This is a genomic window from Draconibacterium sediminis (assembly GCF_000949475.1).
GTDB classification, from domain to species: Bacteria; Bacteroidota; Bacteroidia; order Bacteroidales; family Prolixibacteraceae; genus Draconibacterium; species Draconibacterium sediminis.
Map to the genome: position 1 here is coordinate 917,203 of NZ_JRHC01000001.1, position 15,984 is coordinate 933,186.

General features: G+C 42.0%; 15 protein-coding genes and 2 tRNA genes. 10 read left to right on the forward strand and 7 right to left on the reverse strand.

Features of this window, described 5'->3' with window-relative positions:
* Positions 1 to 27: 27 nt before the first annotated feature.
* Positions 28 to 103 (reverse strand) — tRNA-Gln (locus LH29_RS03800).
* Between the two features lie 183 nt (positions 104 to 286).
* Between LH29_RS03800 and LH29_RS03805 the strand changes: the two genes are divergently transcribed.
* Positions 287 to 3,355, forward strand: a complete 3,069-nt coding sequence (locus LH29_RS03805; protein ID WP_045028644.1) for a glycosyltransferase family 117 protein — start codon at positions 287 to 289, stop codon at positions 3,353 to 3,355.
* Here LH29_RS03805 and LH29_RS03810 read toward each other — a convergent pair.
* Entirely contained in the window at positions 3,352 to 3,888 is a 537-nt protein-coding gene (locus tag LH29_RS03810) for a hypothetical protein (RefSeq protein ID WP_045026170.1), read from the reverse strand. The genes LH29_RS03805 and LH29_RS03810 overlap by 4 nt on opposite strands.
* Positions 3,889 to 3,953: 65 nt before the next feature.
* Between LH29_RS03810 and LH29_RS03815 the strand changes: the two genes are divergently transcribed.
* Positions 3,954 to 4,370 (forward strand): (deoxy)nucleoside triphosphate pyrophosphohydrolase, encoded by a 417-nt coding sequence (locus tag LH29_RS03815; protein ID WP_045026171.1) that lies wholly within the window; start codon positions 3,954 to 3,956, stop codon positions 4,368 to 4,370.
* Here the strand turns inward: LH29_RS03815 and LH29_RS23615 are convergent.
* Together LH29_RS23615 and LH29_RS03825 are read right to left on the reverse strand one after the other, a co-directional pair.
* Positions 4,338 to 4,841, reverse strand: coding sequence for a hypothetical protein (locus LH29_RS23615; RefSeq protein WP_157493556.1), 504 nt, complete (start codon positions 4,839 to 4,841; stop codon positions 4,338 to 4,340). The genes LH29_RS03815 and LH29_RS23615 overlap by 33 nt on opposite strands.
* 96 nt (positions 4,842 to 4,937) lie before the next feature.
* Positions 4,938 to 5,888: a D-2-hydroxyacid dehydrogenase gene (locus tag LH29_RS03825; protein ID WP_045026172.1), complete on the reverse strand. Its 951-nt coding sequence runs from the start codon at positions 5,886 to 5,888 to the stop codon at positions 4,938 to 4,940.
* Between the two features lie 198 nt (positions 5,889 to 6,086).
* Between LH29_RS03825 and LH29_RS03830 the strand changes: the two genes are divergently transcribed.
* Positions 6,087 to 6,482 (forward strand): response regulator, encoded by a 396-nt coding sequence (locus LH29_RS03830; protein ID WP_045026173.1) that lies wholly within the window; start codon positions 6,087 to 6,089, stop codon positions 6,480 to 6,482.
* An 18-nt stretch (positions 6,483 to 6,500) separates the two neighbouring features.
* Here LH29_RS03830 and LH29_RS03835 read toward each other — a convergent pair whose 3' ends face one another.
* Positions 6,501 to 7,253 carry a hypothetical protein gene (locus LH29_RS03835; RefSeq protein WP_045026174.1) on the reverse strand — a complete coding sequence of 251 codons (753 nt, stop codon included), beginning with the start codon at positions 7,251 to 7,253 and terminating at the stop codon, positions 6,501 to 6,503.
* Positions 7,254 to 7,485: 232 nt separating this feature from the next.
* On the opposite strand from LH29_RS03835, the gene LH29_RS03840 reads away from it, so the two are divergent.
* The 4 genes from LH29_RS03840 to LH29_RS23620 all read left to right on the forward strand — a co-directional run bounded on the left by LH29_RS03840 (position 7,486) and on the right by LH29_RS23620 (position 12,258).
* A complete protein-coding gene (locus LH29_RS03840; protein ID WP_045026175.1) occupies positions 7,486 to 7,857 on the forward strand; it encodes a peptidase associated/transthyretin-like domain-containing protein in 372 nt (123 codons plus the stop codon).
* On the forward strand, positions 7,854 to 8,912 hold the full coding sequence (locus LH29_RS03845; RefSeq protein WP_045026176.1) for a TIGR04133 family radical SAM/SPASM protein: 1,059 nt from the start codon (positions 7,854 to 7,856) through the stop codon (positions 8,910 to 8,912). The genes LH29_RS03840 and LH29_RS03845 overlap by 4 nt, the downstream gene beginning before the upstream one ends.
* A 623-nt stretch (positions 8,913 to 9,535) precedes the next feature.
* Positions 9,536 to 10,081, forward strand: a complete 546-nt coding sequence (locus tag LH29_RS03850) for a hypothetical protein (protein ID WP_045026177.1) — start codon at positions 9,536 to 9,538, stop codon at positions 10,079 to 10,081.
* Between the two features lie 365 nt (positions 10,082 to 10,446).
* Positions 10,447 to 12,258 carry a GAF domain-containing sensor histidine kinase gene (locus tag LH29_RS23620; RefSeq protein WP_052670588.1) on the forward strand — a complete coding sequence of 604 codons (1,812 nt, stop codon included), beginning with the start codon at positions 10,447 to 10,449 and terminating at the stop codon, positions 12,256 to 12,258.
* Positions 12,259 to 12,577: 319 nt separating this feature from the next.
* Here LH29_RS23620 and LH29_RS03860 read toward each other — a convergent pair whose 3' ends face one another.
* Positions 12,578 to 12,913, reverse strand: coding sequence for a hypothetical protein (locus LH29_RS03860; RefSeq protein WP_045026178.1), 336 nt, complete (start codon positions 12,911 to 12,913; stop codon positions 12,578 to 12,580).
* A gap of 13 nt (positions 12,914 to 12,926) precedes the next feature.
* On the opposite strand from LH29_RS03860, the gene LH29_RS03865 reads away from it, so the two are divergent.
* Positions 12,927 to 13,460: a hypothetical protein gene (locus LH29_RS03865; protein ID WP_045026179.1), complete on the forward strand. Its 534-nt coding sequence runs from the start codon at positions 12,927 to 12,929 to the stop codon at positions 13,458 to 13,460.
* A gap of 157 nt (positions 13,461 to 13,617) precedes the next feature.
* Here the strand turns inward: LH29_RS03865 and LH29_RS03870 are convergent.
* Positions 13,618 to 13,690 (reverse strand) — tRNA-Phe (locus tag LH29_RS03870).
* A 393-nt stretch (positions 13,691 to 14,083) separates the two neighbouring features.
* Between LH29_RS03870 and LH29_RS03875 the strand changes: the two genes are divergently transcribed.
* Both LH29_RS03875 and LH29_RS03880 read left to right on the forward strand, forming a co-directional pair.
* Positions 14,084 to 15,313, forward strand: a complete 1,230-nt coding sequence (locus tag LH29_RS03875; protein ID WP_045026180.1) for a M16 family metallopeptidase — start codon at positions 14,084 to 14,086, stop codon at positions 15,311 to 15,313.
* A 6-nt stretch (positions 15,314 to 15,319) separates the two neighbouring features.
* Positions 15,320 to 15,958, forward strand: coding sequence for an O-methyltransferase (locus LH29_RS03880; RefSeq protein WP_045026181.1), 639 nt, complete (start codon positions 15,320 to 15,322; stop codon positions 15,956 to 15,958).
* The last annotated feature ends 26 nt before the right edge of the window (positions 15,959 to 15,984 follow it).

Here is a 15,984-nt window from a genome sequence, read left to right on the forward strand (position 1 = left end):
AGCCCGCAGTAAAACTGCAGGCTTTGGTGGTTGACCCGCCAGGGCTCGAACCTGGACTCTTCTGAACCAAAATCAGACGTGTTGCCAATTACACCACGGGTCAGTCCTTATTGCGTCTTTTCGTTAAAGACGGTGCAAAAGTATAAAAAAATTTTATTCTGCAATATCTGGGCAAAAAAAAATTCCCTCTTTCGAAAAAAAGGTGAAATTCTTTTTGATAATTATGTTCTAAGCATTCTTGTATAAAAGCTTATATTTGCCTTTGTTCAAAAATAAAATGCAGATCATGCAACACACAAAATTAATCAATAACATTCTTGGTTGGCTTGTTTTTACTGTCGCTTGTATAACCTATTTTGCTACTATTGAACCCACGGTTAGCTGGTGGGATTGCGGAGAGTTTATAACAAGTGCATTTAAACTGGAGGTTGGTCACCCACCGGGTGCGCCTACCTTTATGATTTTGGGACGGATATTTACACTGTTTGCTCCCGATGTTACCAAAGCCGCAGTTATGGTTAATTCCTTATCGGCTATTGCAAGTGCCGCAACCATCATGTTTTTGTACTGGACGATTGTACATCTTGCCAAAAAACTTTTTCCCGGGGATGAACTAAGCACTGGCGAACAGATTGCCGTGTGGGGTAGTGGTTTGGTTGGAGCGCTGGCTTTTACTTTTACCGATTCGTTTTGGTTTTCGGCAGTAGAAGGAGAGGTTTACGCACTTTCATCGCTGTTTACGGCCATGGTATTTTGGGCCATTTTGAAATGGGAAAATGTGGCGCACGAAAAATACGCGAACCGTTGGTTGGTGCTAATTGCGTATTTAATGGGCTTGTCAATTGGTGTTCACTTGTTGAACCTGCTGGCTATTCCAGCTATCGGAATGGTTTATTATTTCAAAAAATACGAATTCTCGTGGAAAGGTGTGTTTTATGCGCTGGCAACCTCGATGGGTATTTTGCTGGGTATTCAGTATGGAATTATTCCGGGAGTACCGCACGTTGCTTTTATCTTCGACCGCATTTTTGTGAATGCATTCGGATTGCCGTTTAACTCCGGAATATTATTTATGGGTGCCCTGGTGGTAGCCGGTTCCGTGTGGGGCATCAATTACACCCGAAAAAGAAATAAGGTAGTGCTGAATACCGCACTTACAATGTTTATTGTAATTCTGATCGGCTATTCGTCGTTTGCACTCATCGTTATTCGAGCGTCGGCTAATCCGCCAATGAATCAGAGTAGCCCCGATAATGCTTTTGCTTTGGTTCGTTACCTGAACCGCGAACAGTATGGCGACCGGCCGCTGGCAAAAGGACCATATTATAATGCCCCGCGAATTGCATCAAAAGCTCCAAAAGAACAATACAACAAGGTAGACGGGAAATACAAAATTACCGGAACAATGCCGGGTGGTTCAGTGTACGAGCCAAAAATGGAAACCATTTTCCCGCGAATGTACAGCGATAAAGCAAACCACATTCAGGCTTATAAAGATTGGGGAAAAGTAAAAGGAACTCCGGTACGGGTACGCGACCGAGGCGAAGTAAAAACCTTGCAAAAACCAACTTTTGGCGAGAACCTGCGCTTCTTTTTTAGTTACCAGGTTGGACATATGTACATGCGTTATTTTATGTGGAATTTTGTTGGGCGGCAAAACGATGTACAAGGTCACGGAGGTTTCGATAATGGGAACTGGGTAAGCGGAATCTCGTTTATTGATGAGCCAAAAACCGGGCCGCGCGATAATATGCCCGAATGGATGAAAAACGATCCGAGCAGAAACGTATATTACTTTTTGCCGCTGTTGCTGGGGCTTCTGGGTTTGTTCTTTCAATATAACCAGGGTAAAAAGGGCAAAGAAACATTTGCAGTAACCATGCTGCTGTTTATCCTTACCGGTCTTGCCATTGTGGTTTACCTCAACCAGTATCCGTACCAACCACGCGAGCGCGATTATGCTTACGCCGGCTCGTTTTATGCCTTTGCCATCTGGATTGGCCTGGGAGTGCTGGCCATTTATTCCGGTTTAAAGAAAGTGCTGAAAGGAGCGCCCGGAGCAGTGCTGGCAACTGTAATTTCAATGGTGGCCGTGCCGGGAGTGCTTGCATCGCAAAACTGGGATGATCACGACCGGTCAGGAAAATACATGACACGTGATTACGCGATCAATTACCTGGAGTCGTGTGCGCCAAATGCAATCCTGTTTACTTATGGCGATAACGATACTTTCCCGCTGTGGTATGTGCAGGAAGTGGAGGGCGTACGCCGGGATATAAAAATCATAAATATCAGTTACCTTGGAATGGACTGGTACATCAATCAGCAGCAGTTTAAAACATACGATGCCGATCCGGTACCATTTACTTTCACCAAAGATAAATACTACATGGGCCGTATGGATGCGGTGCTCTTCCAGGACCGGATAAAAGGATCGGTGGAGCTGAGCGAAGCCATGGAGTTTTTAGGTAGCGACGATGTGCGCACAAAAGTAAAAGTTACCAGTGGTGATATGATGGATTACCTGCCGTCGCGCGATTTTCATATTACGGTTGATAAGCAAAAAGTTCTGGATTCGGGAACGGTAAAACAGAAAGATGCAGATCTTATTGCCGACAGAGTGAGCTTTAAGATCTCAGATAATTTGATCTCGAAAAGTGAAATGGCGGTACTGAATATGATTGCTGCCAACAACTGGGAACGCCCTATATATATCGATCACAGTTTGGTGTTTACCGGAAATATTCACTTCCTTGACTGGTTGCAGTTTGAAGGATTGGCTTACCGGTTTGTGCCGATACGAACACCAAAACAAGGCGTAACTGCCGGACGAATCGACCCCGATATTCTTTATGATAATGTGATGAATAAATTTGTTTGGGGAAATGTAAACGACCCGGATATTCATATGGACGAGTATAACCGCAAGCAGATAAACATTATGCAGGCACAATATATGTTTACGCGTTTGTCGCAAGCTTTACTGGCCCAGGGAGAAAAGGAAAAAGCCATTGAGGTGGCCGATAAAATGTTTGAGCTTTTCCCGAACGAGAAAATTCCGCTCGATTACAGTTCGTTCCAAATGGCAGCACAGTATTACGGTGCCGGGGCCACAGAAAAAGGAAATGAAAAAGTGCGTATTATGGCGGATAACTGTTTTGCTTTGCTTGATTATTATGCTTCGTTGCCCGACAATTTTGCGGCAGCAGTACAAAGCGAACAAAATCGCCAGATCTCACATTTACAAAACATGATAATTCTTACGCGAAACTACAAACAAGAGGAATTGAATACTGAACTGGATGCCAAATTGCAGGAATTGATTGTAAAGTTTCAGAATAAAGCCGGTTCTTAATCGCTGTTTTGTTGAATTTGCCGGAATAATTTAGTGGCCAGTTTTTTACCCCGCGACCGGATGCCGGCTGTTGGATGGAATTCCATCTCCTGCTCGATTAACTGCAGAACCTCCGGTTTCAGGTCGGGTTCCAGTTCTGATATGTTGTACAGAATTTGCATGGCATGCACGCGCACTGCCACGGCCTCGTTACCCGAGGTGAATGTTTCAATGCAGTAATCAAACAGAAAACCACTATGCTCTTCAGGTATAGCATTCATGCTGATAAGCTTTAACCAGTGACGGCGTTTGCTGGCATTCTTCTCTGTTTTTAATTGTCCGATCAGCGCCGGGAGATAAGGCTGCAACAATTCCGGTTTTTCGTCATGAATTTTATCGACAAGGTAAGCAGCACGCCAGCTTTTTTGCCGCGTATCGTTTAGGGCGAGCTGTACGAGGGTATTAAACTGCCGCGTATCGTTTAGCATTGCTGCTGCAATAATTTCAATATTCTCCCATGCATCGAGGTGTTCGAAAAGTTCTTGTTCTGTCATCGGTGGTTGATTTTCAAGTGCGCAGAAAAGATAGAAAATATTCTTCAAGTTTCTATTTTTACCGAATGATTCAAGTTACCTGCGCCATAATAATCCATCAGGGGAAAATCCTTGTTGCTCAAAACAATGAAAGTTCCGATCATCCTTTTCAGTGGGAATTTCCAGGTGGAAAAGTAAAATCCGACGAAACTGAAAAAGAGTGTATCGTTCGCGAAATAAAGGAAGAATTAAATCTGACAGTGGAAGTTCAGGGAGCACTAACTCCGGTTGAACACGATTATCAGATTAAAGCCATCCGTTTGATTCCCTTTGTTTGTTCGTTGGTTTCGGGTAAAATAAAGTTGAACGATCATAACGCTGTAAAATGGGTGACTGTTGGTGAGTTGGATGAGCTTGACTTAGCAGAAGCCGATAAGATGCTAATCCAAACGACCGAAAACCGCGATTGTTTAAAGAAATACGCCCGGGAAAAGATGCACTAATCCTGACAAAACGCCTGCCCAACCTATTATTGATAAAATCATGTACAAAACAGTATGCCTTCGTTGCGCATAATATTTATTGGCCAGAAATGCGCCAATGGGGATGGTTAAAATAATCGGTGTAGCAATTATCACTCCCCAAAATCCGTAGTTCGATTTCATACGGGTAATAAAACGGTTTCGTCGGGTAAATATTCGTTTGGGCTTTTTCTTCATTCTGTTGATGCACCAGTTACGGTAGCGTCCGCGCATTGAATTCGGAATAGCTTTACACAAACACGGCCACAAAATCAATAGCCCGCGGTTTAAGGGTTTGCTGATGTAGTAAAAAAACAGAAAACCGCCTATTCCCCCGGTAAGCACAGCCAGCAGCGCGTACTTGTAATCGAGTCCGATAATCATGGCATAAGGAAGAGTAACAATATACTTCACCGATGCCAGCAATACGATATGTAGTATTTTAAGCAACACAATTACCCTTTTCGTGTGCTGATAGAACGCACGAGGGATGGAAAAGGTTGCGTGCCCCGGACGGGCTTTATATATTCTTAACGATTATTAAACATCTCAGCCAACCACATTGATCGGTTGCCCGTCAATAAATGCCTTTAGATTGTCAACTGCAATCTGCATTAACCGTTGGCGGGCTTCGAGCGTTGCCCATGCAATGTGTGGCGTTATAAAGCAGTTCTTGGCTTTCGGCAGCGGATTTTCGGGTTGGGCCGGCTCAACCGACAATACATCGAGGCTGGCACCGGCAATCTTGTCATTGTTTAGCGCATCAGCCAGATCCTGTTCATTTATCAGTGGTCCGCGGCCGGTGTTTATCAGAAAAGCCGTTGGTTTCATTTTGGCAATGCTTGTTTTATTTATGAATCCCTGGTTTTCGCTGGTAAGCGGGCAGTTAATGCTAATAAAATCGCTGCTCTCCAGTAAAGTATCAAGATCTACCTGATGCGCATCCAGATCGGTAGTTTTTTTGCTGCGGTTGTTAAAAATTACCTTCATTCCAAAAGCCAGTGCTATGCGGGCGACGGCTTGTCCAATCTGCCCAAAACCAATAATACCCAGTGTTTTCCCGGCCAGCTCGCTTTGCGGCGACAGCCAATAGGCAAAGTCCTTACTAGAGGCCCATTCGCCATTGTTTACCGATTTGGCGTGCAGGGCCACGTTGTTGGTAAAATGTAATATGTGGGCAAAAACCAATTGCGCCACCGACTGCGTGCTGTACGCCGGAATATTGCAAACGGTAATTCCTGCGTCGTTTGCGGCAGCTGTATCAACCACATTATAACCTGTTGCAAGTACTCCAATGAATTTTAGCTTTGGCAGCCTGCCAATGATTTCGCGGTTAAGAATGACCTTGTTGGTGTAAACGATCTCGGCATCTGCAGCCCGTTCAAGGGTTTGCTCCGGAGCGGTGCGGTCGTAAACGGTTAATTCTCCCAATGTTTTCATTTTCTCCCAGCATAAGTCTCCGGGATTTAGTGCATAGCCATCCAAAACAACGATCTTCATACTTCTGATTTTTTATTTCTTGTCAAAAATAAACAAAATGAGCAACCCGCTTATTTCGCGAATCGAAATGAAAGCTCTATATTTAATGTGTTATACAAAAAAAGATAAAATAAGGACGAATTAAATTGTGGATTCTTTGCCCGGCACAATACTGTCTTTACTGTGCTGTGTTAGCCATTCACAAAAACTAATGACCCTATGGAAACGAGTAACCCGGGCAGTGCACCTGCCATAAAAAAATTAAGAATTCTACTGGCTGAAGACGACCAGATTAATCAGAAGTTGTTTTCGTATATGTTAAACGATATTGCCGAAGAACTGCTTATTGCGTCAACGGGAGTAGAAGCCATAAATATGCATAAAGAACATTCTGATATCGATTTAATTTTAATGGATTTAAAGATGCCCGAAATGGATGGCTACGAGGCTGTAAAAAATATCAGGGAATTGGATAAGGAGATAAAAATATTTGCCTTATCGGCCTTTGCCCCCGAAACGCAGAAGGCAGCATCAAACGGAAACGATTTTAACGATTACGTGAGCAAACCCATTCGTAAAGCTGACCTTTTAAAAATTATCGGGAAACATTTTTAAAACTATTTCAACTTAAAATCAAAACTCTTTAACTATTCCGATGGTAAATCCCAGGTCATCGGCTTCGTCGGTAATAAGTGGCCGGTTGAGAACGATATCAAGCGTTGTTTTCAGGGGGACAAATTCTGCTGAAAGATCAAGAACTTCGCCTAGAACAAAAGCATCCCACTCTTTTTCCACCACTTTAACGGCAATGGTTTTCAGGTTGCCCGAAAGAATCCATTTATCGAGGTGTTTGGTGTAGTTGTACTGGGCGTTGATAAAGCCACCGTCCTGGTAGCGGTCGCCACGTTGTATCGACATCCATGGCGAAACTTCAGCAGTAAAGGTATGTACCGAATTTGAGGGTTTCCGGAGAAAGTTCCAGTTCCAGGTAACTACCGGCTGAATCCACGAAAGGTTGTCAACCGTTTCGCTGTACTGGTAACTGAGAAAAATTACCCGCGACCGATTGGGTATCATTCGTGCTTCCTGTCGCGCAAAAACAAGGCTGTCGGCTTTTTCCGATTCGCGCGTGTGGTTCACGCCGCCAATTAAATAAATCGGAGTCAGGTTTTTTAAATCGTGGGCGTAGTAAAAATACAGACTCCAGGGGCCGCCAACCGAAAACTCAGTACTAAACTCGCCCGTTGGTTTTTCTTCGGTAAATAAATTGGTAGGATCTAGCCATTGCGAGCGCAACGAAACACTGGTTTGCGCCTTGCAATTCAATACAAATACGAATAGAAGTGCGGCGATGCCAATGCGGTAAATACAGGTTTTAGTTGTCATGGTTAAGTTGATTGTAGTCAAACCAAAAATCACAGGATTTCTGATTTAAATGAATACTTTCTGAATAAATAGACGCTTAATTCCGGGAAATACCTATTGATTTTAACATAAGATGTTTAAATTTAGAGCACCAAAAACGTTAAACCTTTGCCGTTGCAGGCAGAAATAATGAAGTTCTTCTTATTGCAATAAAGCAGTTGCCCATTAAAAATAGCACAACAAAAAGCAAAAAATGAAAAACAATCGAATCAGAAATGTATTAAAAGGCCTCAGTTTTACATCAGCGATGTTCATCTTTCAGGCGTGTTATGGTACCCCGCAGGATTTCGGATACGATAGACTGGTTGAAGGACAGGTTACTTCCGAAACAACCGGATTGCCGATAAAGGGGATTAAAGTATCGGTTGCCGGTGATAACAGTTATTACGTCACAACAGATGATGAAGGGAAATTCTTGATGTATTCGGAAAAATTTGAGAATTTAGTGGTTGGATTCGAGGATATTGATGGGGCAGAAAACGGATCTTTTCGGGATTTGTTCAAAACGGTTGAGGATATAAGCGAATCGGTGTACCTGGAAATCGCGTTGAAGGACAAACTATGATTTCGCTTAAAAAATATGCTTTCAGGCAATTTAAAAAGATAGAGACCCGGGCGCACGAACTTAATTATTTGTTTTGGGAGTGTACCACCCGATGTAATTTAAATTGTATCCACTGCGGAAGCGATTGTGCAAAAGACAGCACTTTTAACGATATGCCGCTCAATGATTTTCTGAAGGCCATTGACACCATTGAAGGTAAAGCCCCAAATTTTACCATCGTATTTACCGGAGGAGAACCTTTGTTGCGAAACGATTTGGAACAGTGTGGAAAAGAACTGAGAAGGAGAGGGTTTCGGTGGTCGATGGTATCAAATGGGCACCTGTATAATAATGAAAGACACTATTCCTTATTAAATGCCGGAATGGGCGCATTAACGATTAGTCTCGACGGGTTGGAAGCATCGCATAACTGGATGAGAAATAACAGCAACAGTTTTCAGAAAGTGCTAAATGCCATTGAGTTGGCAGCTTCGTCCAAGCGTTTAAACTTTGATGTGGTTACCTGTGTAAATCAGAAAAACATTAACGAGCTGAGGCAGATTAAAGACCTGCTGCTTGCAAAAAATGTCAAAGCCTGGCGTTTATTTACCATTATTCCGATTGGCCGTGCGGCAAACAATCCCGATTTGCAATTAACCGATAAGCAGTTTGTCGAGCTGATGGATTTTATTGCTGAACAACGAAAGTCAAAAGACATTGATGTGAAATTTAGTTGCGAGGGATACGTGGGCAAATACGAATCGCTGGTGCGCGATAGCTCATTCTTTTGCCGGGCAGGCATAAATATTGGCTCGGTTTTAATCGACGGCTCCATTTCGGCTTGCCCAAATATAGATAGAAGCTTTGCGCAGGGAAATATTTATACCGACAATTTTTACGAAGTGTGGCAGAATAAATTTCAGCCCTTTCGAAATCGGAACTGGACAAAAACCGGGCAATGTAAATCGTGCCGCGAGTACAAGGATTGCCAGGGAAACGGATTTCATAACTGGCACGGCAACAAACAGAATGTTTTGGTTTGTCATCATCAGAAAATAGAAAAGGGAAGTGCTTAGTTATCCCTGCAGTGTTCCGAAGCTTTGGGACTTACCCGCTACGGGAATAAGGTTAATAAGGTTTTGTAATGTTGGCTATTGGTTGCTACAAAGGTTAATTTTGAAAATAAGGTTTTTACGCGAAGAAATTATAAACCTTATCGAATTGGGAACCTTAGTAGCCTGTGTTTATCAATTCCAGCCAACCTTATTATTTTTTGTTGGCGCCTTGCACAGCAATTACAGAATCAGCGATTTTAAGTGTTTGCTCTGCCGCTCATTCGTAAGCCAACGGAAACTCCTCTTGTAGAAGTAAGCTGGTTTTAATAAGGTTTTGCAATGTTGTGTGTGGGTTGCTTCTAAGGTTAATTTTGAAAATAAGGTTTTTACGCGAAGAAATTATAAACCTTGTCGAATTGGGGAACCTTAGTAGCCTGTGTTTATCAATTCCAGCCAACCTTATTATTTTTTGTTGGTGGCTTGCACAGCAAGAACGGTGAGATTGCGTCATACTGATGTCCGCTGCCCGTCTTCCCCTTGTAACAGAACGCCCCTCAATGCGTATAAAACAAAGCCTGATGCGTACCGTAGTGATCATTTTTTACGACCGTATATTTTAAAGTTATAACATTAAATCAAAAGCTATGAATCCAACAAGTAACATAAAAAATCGCGAGCGAATAGTTCATATCCCGGTTCCCGGAAAACTAAAACCGATGGCCCATGCAAACCGCATACAGGCATTGATTGATGATATAGATGAGGAACTGAACAGCAAATTAAAAATCGGCTATAAAGCCTGGAAAGAGGATGGTAGTCCGATTGAAAAAGGAGACGAATTTAATTTAGATATTATCGTCTCGGTAGATGATAAGCACTACAAGAATTTAGCCTTCGAGAATATCAAGGTCACCTTTGCGTCCGATAATAAATTTGCTACGTTGCTAAATCCAACACAGACAAAATTCATCCGGTGTATCGAAAAAGAATTTAGCCGGATTACCGGATCACATTCGGCAAAAGTACAAGCCCGGCTTTTGGCCACTGCAGCCATTTATACTGAAGATGTTAAGGATACAATCGAAAATATGGGAATGTTGGTGGTTGAAGCCGATCCGATCATTCAGTCACTATTCCATATCCACCGGGTAATGAGCGATATTCCTGTTGAGATACAACCTGGGCATTAACTGAAAATACCGCCCGCGTTCTCCAGATGTTTCAGGATGTATTTGGTGCGCTATTCGTTAGAGTTGAAATGAAAGATTCATTCATTGGCAGAGGTACGGAATTTAAATAATTAGGATGAGTAAGGATTCAGTCTGTCAGGGAGTTACTGTTTGTGTTTTTATGGCTGAAGCAACAGTCGGTTTTCACCAATAAACAAGCAAAAGTTTAATCTGGTACAAGCGCATACAACCAAAAGTGCATTTGTGTGTTTATAGTTCAAAAAAAGACTAATTTTTGTGCATTGGTAAAACAATAAATTTTCAGTCTCATCGGAAGTTTATTCGCCAAATACCTTTATTGCGCACGAGAACTAACTTGTACCGCTATGACTAATCTAAAAACCTTACTCAAATCGATTGCCTATCTGGGCACTGCTGAAACGTATTTAATTGTTGAAAAGAGTGCAATTGCGCTGGTAAACATGATCAGCTTTTTTTCGGTTGGCGTGTTGCTAACAGTTTCCATTCTCGATTTTATTTACTCGCCGGGCGAATTCTACTTTAATATTCTGTACCTGTTTTTATTTCTGCTGCCGCTGTATTTGAATCATAAAAAGCGTCATGATTTGGCCAAAACAGTGCTGCTGGGCATTTTTTTGTCGGCCATTTACCTCGGAACGTTTGTAATGAAATTCGGTGGTTACTTCCAGTTTACCATCATTCTGCCCGTATCGCTGTATTTTTTGCTTTTTGTTGAAATCCGGGGTTGGCGGTTTTATTCAGTATTGTCCGTTGCCGGGCTTTATATTGCCCTTAATATTGTCGAGTTCTTTTTCAGTGATTCGGTATTCACCCTCAACAGTGTTATCGATTTTCTGGTGTATCTCGGCTCGCTGTTGGTGTTTACATTGGCGCTTATTTTCTTTATTAAAAAGATTAAGTTATCAGAAGATCTGTTAAAGGCAAAGTTGCGGTTTGAAAATGCCATTGCCGAATTTTCGCAGGCGATTTTAACCCATGGCAATAACGGCATAAAACGAGGATTGGGTATTGTGCTGAATGCATCGAAAGTGTCGCGCATTTATATTTTCGAACTTTCAGCCGACGGGGGATTTATAAGTCAAACCTACGAAGTTTGTGCGAAAGGTGTGAAACCCGAAATCGATAATCCTGCATTGCAGCACATTCCGGTTAGCGAACCCGTAATATCCCGCTGGGTCGAAAATTTCAAACAGAAACAGATAATTAAAGGTCTGGTTGAAGATTTCCCTCCAATAGAAAAAGAGGTTCTGAAAAACCAGGGCATTCAGTCGATACTTGTAATTCCAATTTATTCGGGCAACGAATGGGTTGGGTTTATAGGATTTGATGATGTGTACGAGAAACGAATCTGGGATCGTGCATTTATTGGTTTGTTGTATACCATTGCCGATATTATTGGCCTGCACATGTGGAATGTAAAAAACCAGGAGAAAATAATGAGGCAAAACGAAGAACTGCAAATGCTGAATGCCACAAAAGATAAGTTCTTTTCGATTGTTGCACACGACCTGAAAAATCCATTCAATTCGTTGATAGGCTTTAGCGATTTACTCGAGGAGGAAGTAAAACGGAGCGATAACAGTATGATTAAACAGTTTTCGCACTACATAAACAGAGGATTGTTGCAGTCGTACGATTATTTAACGAACCTGCTCGAATGGTCGCGCATTCAATCCAAACGAATAGAATACCGGCCCACCGAGTTTCGTCTCGATCATTTAGTGCAGGAAGCCGCCGATATGCTTTTTATTCAGGCCCAAAGTAAAGACATAAAGCTAAAGGTGTCGGTGCAGCCCGAATTAAAAATTGTAGCCGACCTTAATATGATAAGAACGGTGATTGTAAACATGGTTTCGAACGCCATAAAATACAGCGAAAAAGGCGAGGAGGTAAAAATCATCAGCGAGCGCCGGCCAGAACATGTATCCATTCAGATAGTGGATAACGGTGTGGGCATTAGCAACGAGATGTGCGAGAAACTTTTTTGCATTGAAGGGTCGAGCAGTACGCCCGGCACGAACAACGAAACCGGAACCGGGCTGGGGCTGATTATCTGTAAGGAACTGATAGGTATGCACCAGGGAGATATTCGTGTTAACAGCGAAGAAAACAAGGGAAGCGTATTCCAGATTTTATTGCCTGTTGGCTTAAACTAAACTCCGCTGGCGCCTTCCTTAACCTGGGGATGTAATTGGTGTGCAAATGGGAAGTATTAATAAGAGCAAACTTTTAGCCGCTGGCAGAGGCGAGAGTTATAAATCCGCATCAACGAAGGATATAAGGTTAATAAGGTTTTTGAATGTTGTATGTTGGTTTCTACTAATGTTAATTTTGAAAATAAGGTTTTCATGTGACGAAATTACAAACCTTATCGAATTTCGGGTAAGCTTAGTAGCCTGTGTTTATCGATTCCAACCAACCTTATTATTTTTTATTGGTGGCTTGCATCGCGATTATGGGAGATTTCTTCGGTCGTTAGATAAGCGACAACCGTTTACCACCCCATCCGTCAGCCGACGGATACACCCCTCCTGGCAGGAGGGGAAATTGGGCTTCTGGAAAATTGGTTTTGTCATTGAGGTATGAAGGTGAGTACGAACGTTTCTCCTCCTCGAGAGGAGGAGTACACCACGATTCATCGGGGTGGGAGGTGGTGTCGATTTTCAAACTCATTTCAAGCGGCTGTTCCGGAGGGCAGCCTTTTGTTTTTGGAAATAGTCCGTTAATAACTATTGGTCGATGTAAATCCTGATATATGTTTGTTGGGATTTTTTTGTTAAATTGGAAGTTTAATATTTGTATGTAAAACATTGGTCTCAAAATTATGGAGGTAAAGGATCTTTTAACTACTTACTGGAGTCAAATGACATTGGTGCTTTTAGGCATTGGGTACTTAATAAAAAGGGTTTTAGATATTAAATTGAAAAAAAGAGAAATAAATCATGATTTGTTTCAGCGTAATAGGATTGGTGTTGTTAATAGGTTTTTTGAGAGCTATGCTCAAATGGAGCTAGTATGGGAACATATTGCGGTATATGAAATATTAAATAGAAAATATAGCACAAAAGAGATAGATGAAATTATTTTTCCATCATTAAATAAGTTGTCAAATATACTGTTTGAATTGAAAATTTATTTTGCAAAAAGTGATATGAGTAATTTCGAAGAGGTTGTGGAGGGAATGAAAAAAATTAATTCAAGGTTGAGTGAGTTATATTTTAGACATAGCAAGGAGGATAAGGTAACAGAGAAGGCAAACGATTTTTGGATCTATAGAAGAGAAGTGTTAAAGAGGAATAGCGAGTTGATTGAAAAATTATGTATAAATATTCGAAAAACATATGGTGAATATAGATAGTGGATTTTGAGTCAATATATCAATTGAAAGCATTTTTGGTTAACTTCCTCGCTCGCGCCAATATTCAATCGGTGTGCAATTCGGTAGAATTGAATTTACAATCGCATTACAAAGTGTATATAAAAACAAAAGGGAAAAACTTAGTTTTTCCCTTTTGTGGTGCCACCTGGAATCGAACCAGGGACACACGGATTTTCAGTCCGTTGCTCTACCAACTGAGCTATGGCACCTTTCTAAAGTTGGGCTTTAAGTAGCACCCCCTTTATTTTGGTGTTGCAAAAGTATACATTTTTTTAAAATCACAAAGTTCAACACAAAAAAAAGTGAAAAAAAATTGATTTTTTCAGCTCAGAGAATTAGTCGTATTTATATAGGACCGGGCATTAATTATGTGTTTTTATTTGAAATAGAATTACTTGAGCCCCTAAACTCCCAAAGAGAGATAGTTCCACCTCTTTTTTCGGGTTAGTGTGGCGCTACAAATTCCGCAATAAGCATTTCGTAAATTTTGGCCGATCATCGATGTTTTCGATTTTACATAGAAACCTTTCATGCGTTTTGTATACGGTATGAGCTTGCAATCCAATACTTTTTATACTTTTGCACGATTAGTTTAAAAGACAATGGTTGATACTGATTATCTGATACATACATTACATAACGGCATTCGAATAATTCATCAGCAAACCGATTCGCCGGTGGGGCATCTGGGGGTTTTAATAAATACCGGATCGCGCGACGAAATGGAGGATGAACATGGCCTGGCACACTTTATCGAGCACTCGGTTTTTAAGGGCACAAAAAAGCGCAAGTCGTTTCACGTGTTGAGCCGCATCGAGGGTGTTGGCGGCGAGCTGAATGCCTATACCACAAAAGAAGAAACCGTGCTGTATGCTACTTTTTTAAGCGAGCATTACGAACGCACGGCCGAACTGCTGAGCGATATTCTTTTTAACAGCACTTACCCCGAAAAAGAACTCAACCTCGAAAAAGAGGTGGTGGTAGAGGAGATAAATTCGTACTACGATTCGCCTTCGGAATTGATCTTCGATGAGTTTGAGGAGCAGGTTTTTGATGGTCATCCCATTGCCCGCAATATTCTGGGCACAAAAGAAAAGCTGCGTTCTTTTAACCGCGATATGATTTTCAATTTTATTGCCAATAACTACCATACCGATCAAATGGTGATCAGTTCGGTGGGGAATATTGATTTTGCGGCTTTGCTAAAAATGCTGGAGAAGTATTTTGGCGAGGTGGAGCAAAGTTTGCGTCAGTTGAAAAGAGAGCAGTTTGTGAATTACCAGCCGCAATCAAAAACGGTAGTAAAAGATACTTTTCAGGCGCACTGCGTGATGGGTAATCTGGCTTTCGATTTTAAAAATCCGAAGCGAATTGCCATGGTTTTGCTGAACAATGTGCTGGGCGGACAGGCGCTAAACTCGCGCCTAAACCTGGCCATGCGCGAACGTCGCGGAATGGCTTACAACGTGGAATCGGCCTACACGGCGTATTCCGATACCGGATTGTTTAACGTGTATTTCGGTACCGACAAAGAAAACCTGAACAAAGCGGTGGCGCTGGTGCATAAAGAGTTTGATTTGCTGCGCGACAAAAAAATGGGAGCCGTTCAGTTAAGTCGGGCAAAAAAGCAGTTGATTGGCCAGATTGCCATTTCAACCGAAAGCCGCGAAGATATGATGCTCACCATCGGGAAAAGTTTTATGCTGTTTGATAAGGTGGATCCTTTGCGTGTGATCTTCAAAAAAATTGAGGCGATTAGTGCAGAGGATATCCAGGAAGTAGCCAACATTATACTGGACAAAAACCAGATGAGTACGTTGATTTATAAATAGAAGGGAATGGACAGGCAGAAGGCATTGCACCAATATATTTTAGATCATATCGATGAGGAAGATCCGGTATTAATTGAACTGGATCGCGAAACCAACCTGAAAGTACTGGGTGCCCGTATGATTTCGGGGCATTTGCAGGGACAGGTGCTTACTATGCTGGCAAAAATGATCCGCCCGAAAACGATTCTCGAGCTGGGAACCTTTACCGGTTATTCGGCTATTTGCCTGGCAAAAGGTTTGCCTGAAGATGGCAAGCTGATTACCATTGAGGTTGATGATGAGCTGGAGATGCTGGCCGCTAAATATTTCGAAAAAGCCGGTGTGGCGCATTTAATCGAACAAAAAATCGGGGCTGCCACAGAACTGATTCCTTCGCTCGACCAATCCTTCGACCTGGTTTTTATCGATGCCGATAAGCGCGAATATGTGCAGTACTACCAGCTACTAATCGATAAAATGCGGCCGGGAGGCTACATCATTGCCGACAACACACTGTGGAGCGGAAAAGTGCTGGATAAACCCCGTTTCGATGATACGCAAACCATTGGTATTCTTGAATTCAATAAGCTGGTTAAAAACGACGACCGTGTGGAAAAGGTCATCCTTCCGTTGCGTGATGGCATGACTGTTATTCGTAAGAAGTAGTTTGTCGTTGTCTTTCCATATATCAT

Coding starts and splice junctions, on each gene's coding strand:
- LH29_RS03805 (WP_045028644.1), top strand. CDS start 287: ATGCAACACACAAAATTAATCAATAACATTCTTGGTTGGCTTGTTTTT.
- LH29_RS03810 (WP_045026170.1), bottom strand. CDS start 3,888: ATGACAGAACAAGAACTTTTCGAACACCTCGATGCATGGGAGAATATT.
- LH29_RS03815 (WP_045026171.1), top strand. CDS start 3,954: ATGATTCAAGTTACCTGCGCCATAATAATCCATCAGGGGAAAATCCTT.
- LH29_RS03825 (WP_045026172.1), bottom strand. CDS start 5,888: ATGAAGATCGTTGTTTTGGATGGCTATGCACTAAATCCCGGAGACTTA.
- LH29_RS03830 (WP_045026173.1), top strand. CDS start 6,087: ATGGAAACGAGTAACCCGGGCAGTGCACCTGCCATAAAAAAATTAAGA.
- LH29_RS03835 (WP_045026174.1), bottom strand. CDS start 7,253: ATGACAACTAAAACCTGTATTTACCGCATTGGCATCGCCGCACTTCTA.
- LH29_RS03840 (WP_045026175.1), top strand. CDS start 7,486: ATGAAAAACAATCGAATCAGAAATGTATTAAAAGGCCTCAGTTTTACA.
- LH29_RS03845 (WP_045026176.1), top strand. CDS start 7,854: ATGATTTCGCTTAAAAAATATGCTTTCAGGCAATTTAAAAAGATAGAG.
- LH29_RS03850 (WP_045026177.1), top strand. CDS start 9,536: ATGAATCCAACAAGTAACATAAAAAATCGCGAGCGAATAGTTCATATC.
- LH29_RS23620 (WP_052670588.1), top strand. CDS start 10,447: ATGACTAATCTAAAAACCTTACTCAAATCGATTGCCTATCTGGGCACT.
- LH29_RS03860 (WP_045026178.1), bottom strand. CDS start 12,913: ATGTTTTACATACAAATATTAAACTTCCAATTTAACAAAAAAATCCCA.
- LH29_RS03865 (WP_045026179.1), top strand. CDS start 12,927: ATGGAGGTAAAGGATCTTTTAACTACTTACTGGAGTCAAATGACATTG.
- LH29_RS03875 (WP_045026180.1), top strand. CDS start 14,084: ATGGTTGATACTGATTATCTGATACATACATTACATAACGGCATTCGA.
- LH29_RS03880 (WP_045026181.1), top strand. CDS start 15,320: ATGGACAGGCAGAAGGCATTGCACCAATATATTTTAGATCATATCGAT.